Genomic DNA, 3,065 nt, shown 5'->3' on the forward strand with positions numbered 1-3,065 from the left:
GAAAAAATCCGTCGTGGTCGTTACCACGTACAAAAAGTGGTGCAAAGAGTGTTACATCAGCCAATTTTGTCGGAACTCATGAAGTTCGTATTAATAAAATGAGTGGTTTAGTTCAACCATCAGAATATAAACGTAATCAAGACAATGGACGTTCACAAGTAAGTATGGATAAAGAAACAGTTAAGCTAACACATGAAGACTGTTTCTCATATGACCTTGATGAATTAGACATGGACGAAAATGGAGCATTAACAGTAAGTAATGTAGTTTCGATGGGATTAGTATTTTGATTTTTGCATTAGCTATTTAATAAATTTAAAATAACTGAACCCATACCTTTTGCAGCCACGAGTAAACAATTTTCATCCATTAAAAACTCTGGACTGTGGTGGGGATGATTCATACCATCGTTAGGATCACAACCTACGTAGAAGAAACAACTAGGACGCTCTTGTGCAAAATAAGCAAAATCTTCGGAAGGGTCTTGCGGACCACAGTCAAAAACTTGTTTAACTTCAGGGATTTCAGTATCTTTAATCGAGCTTACTACTTGCTTAGTTAACTCTTCATCGTTGACCAAGACTGGATAATTATCGTTATAATCAATTTCGATTTTCATATCGAACATTTCAGCAACGCTCTTAGCAATCGTTTCGATACGTTGGTGAATCGTTGATCTAGTCGATTCTTTCATGATCCGAACATCACCTTTTAACTCAACAGAGGCCTTGATAGCGTTGTTTGAACCGACACCATCAAATGAACCAATCGTGACACTAGCCGTATCAAATGGGTCGATATTACGTGAAACGACTGTTTGTAGGACAGTAACGAAATAACTACCAGCAACGATAGCATCTTTTGATAAGTGGGGCATTGAAGCGTGTCCACCTTTACCGATAAATTTAATTGAAAAATCTGCTCGACCAGTTTGAGTTTCACCCCAATGATAACCAATAGAACCAGTTGGCATTGATGTCATAACGTGTGCGCCAACGACTTCATCGATACCATCGAGTACGCCATCTTTAATCATACTTTTAGCGCCACCTGGAGTAATTTCCTCAGCAGGTTGGTGGATGATTCTAATTTTGCCGTGTAGTTTATTCTTCATTTGGTATAAATTCTTGGCTAAAACCATCATATAAGCTGTATGTCCATCGTGACCACAAGCATGCATGACACCAGAATTCTCTGACTTAAAAGGTAGATCATTTTCTTCTTGAATGGCTAGAGCGTCAAAGTCGGCTCGTAAAGCAATTGATTTTCCAGGTTTACCTGAATCAATATCGATTACAAAACCGTAACCATCACCAAAATTTTTAGTTTCGATACCTAATTTATGATAAAAATAAAATGCAAGGAAAGAACGTGTTCAAAATCAACAAAGAAGAAGTTTTGAAGAAAGCTCGTGAAGGTGGCAATTTACATTTCACTAAAGAAGAATTCAGATTAGTAGATGAAATCGTCGAAAAGAATTCACTGATAATCGATCAAATCAATCAACATTCCCATAATACAAAAGAACGTCGAGAACTATTTAGTCAGTTATATGGATGCCAAATTCCCGAGACGACTGACATTAAGGCGCCTTTTAACGCTGATGTGGGTTGTCAAACGTTTGTTGAGAACAATGTCTTCATCAATAAAGATTGTTTCTTCATGGATCTTGGTGGAATTTGGATAGATGAAAAGGTCAAAATTGGACCTCGAGTTAGTCTAATAACGGTCAATCATGCTGAAGACCCTAATCATCGGGATGACCTAATTACGGGTTCAATTCACATTAAAAGAAACGTTTGGGTAGGAGCTAATGTGACCGTTTTACCCGGAGTGACAATTGGAGAAAATTCAATTGTTGGAGCTAATGCCTTAGTGACCAAAGATGTTGAACCAAACAGTATTTACGTAGGATCACCAGCTAAGAAATTACGTGATTTAAGATACTAAATTTTTTTTGTTGTCGGTTGATTAAGTCCAAAACTATCACGAGAAGCTTGTAAATTACCAGTAACAAGTTGTACTGCAACAGCGCCAACTGAAGAAATGGTTGTAGTATTTCCTGAAACATTCTCACCACGATGTGTAATTACAACTGAATCAGGTCCAGGAATCAAAAAGCCTGGTCTTAGGAAGGTATAATCCAATGAAGATGCTTCAATTACTTTAGCTGCACGAAGATTATGAATTTGAGCAGGATTATTGTCAACATTGTCTTGCACACAAACTGATGCGGGAATTTCATTGTAAATTCCCATGGCAACCATGAAAATTAATCGTTTAAGATGTAATTCCTGCATAGCGTCAATAACATCTTGGGCTAATCTAGCAAGTTCATCAGGATCACCCTTGAAAGGGCGGAAAATACAATATCTTGTCCTTTCATAGCTTTAATCAATGCATCATAATCATATACATCAAGCTGAGCCAAATTTTCCTGTTTAGTGTTTGGTGTAAGTTGATTAGCATGTCGTGATACCAACGTTAAATGGTACATCTATTTTTGATAAAAGTGCTTTTCGAACACCAGAACCAGCTGTTCCTGATGCACCTAATAATAAAATGTTTTTTGACATTAAAATTTCTCTTCGTATTATTTTTATGATAATAAAAGGAGAAACTATGTAAAATACCTATATTGACACGACTACAATTCATAAAATGAATAATGCTTTTGAGTCGTTTATCTCAATTAGTTTCATAAGTTACCATGGTACCAATAGTAGACCGTAAATTTCTCTTTTTTGATGCTATATTGAAATCACAATAAATCAAAAGTGAGGAAACGTTATGACAGAATATAAAGATTTACAAATTATAAATAATGGTGAAGAAATTTCTTACACCGAAGTTCAACACATTGCTTCGAAAAGAGCAGCTCACATACTAGAAGAAATGTCCGGATTAGGTGCCACATTATATTTAAATGATACAGAACTGGATAGTAATCAGATTTACACACTTTCCAATATGGATTTATTACAAGCCTGTATAGAAAGTAAGAAAAAATGGCGAATTTTATAATCAAGTTAGCCACCTTAAGAAAAAATAAATAAAAAAAACAC

The 3,065-nt window shown here is 35.8% G+C and carries 4 protein-coding genes and 2 pseudogenes; 3 read left to right on the top strand and 3 right to left on the bottom strand.

The features are described 5' to 3' along the window. Positions 1–290: pseudogene (locus FC88_RS08915) on the top strand (hypothetical protein); the annotation flags it as partial. A gap of 8 nt (positions 291–298) precedes the next feature. Here the strand turns inward: FC88_RS08915 and FC88_RS08920 are convergent. Continuing rightward, positions 299–1,351: pseudogene (locus tag FC88_RS08920) on the bottom strand (amidohydrolase); the annotation flags it as partial. Between the two features lie 5 nt (positions 1,352–1,356). Between FC88_RS08920 and FC88_RS08925 the strand changes: the two are divergent. Next, a complete protein-coding gene (locus tag FC88_RS08925) occupies positions 1,357–1,950 on the top strand; it encodes a DapH/DapD/GlmU-related protein (protein WP_083484621.1) in 594 nt (197 codons plus the stop codon). Here the strand turns inward: FC88_RS08925 and FC88_RS13165 are convergent. Then, a complete protein-coding gene (locus tag FC88_RS13165; RefSeq protein WP_268750936.1) occupies positions 1,947–2,366 on the bottom strand; it encodes an NAD(P)H-binding protein in 420 nt (139 codons plus the stop codon). The genes FC88_RS08925 and FC88_RS13165 overlap by 4 nt on opposite strands. Further along, positions 2,321–2,497, bottom strand: a complete 177-nt coding sequence (locus FC88_RS13400; protein ID WP_083484622.1) for an NAD(P)H-binding protein — start codon at positions 2,495–2,497, stop codon at positions 2,321–2,323. The genes FC88_RS13165 and FC88_RS13400 overlap by 46 nt, the downstream gene beginning before the upstream one ends. Before the next feature lie 293 nt (positions 2,498–2,790). Between FC88_RS13400 and FC88_RS08935 the strand changes: the two genes are divergently transcribed. Beyond that, complete coding sequence (locus FC88_RS08935) at positions 2,791–3,024, top strand: hypothetical protein (protein WP_057814823.1); 234 nt, start codon at positions 2,791–2,793, stop codon at positions 3,022–3,024. Positions 3,025–3,065: the final 41 nt, after the last annotated feature.

This window comes from Companilactobacillus futsaii JCM 17355 (assembly GCF_001435505.1).
Taxonomy (GTDB): Bacteria; Bacillota; Bacilli; order Lactobacillales; family Lactobacillaceae; genus Companilactobacillus; species Companilactobacillus futsaii.

Bases quoted from the DNA above. Each gene is read 5' to 3' on its own strand.
- FC88_RS08925 (WP_083484621.1), top strand. From the start codon at position 1,357: ATGCAAGGAAAGAACGTGTTCAAAATCAACAAAGAAGAAGTTTTGAAG.
- FC88_RS13400 (WP_083484622.1), bottom strand. From the start codon at position 2,497: ATGTACCATTTAACGTTGGTATCACGACATGCTAATCAACTTACACCA.
- FC88_RS08935 (WP_057814823.1), top strand. From the start codon at position 2,791: ATGACAGAATATAAAGATTTACAAATTATAAATAATGGTGAAGAAATT.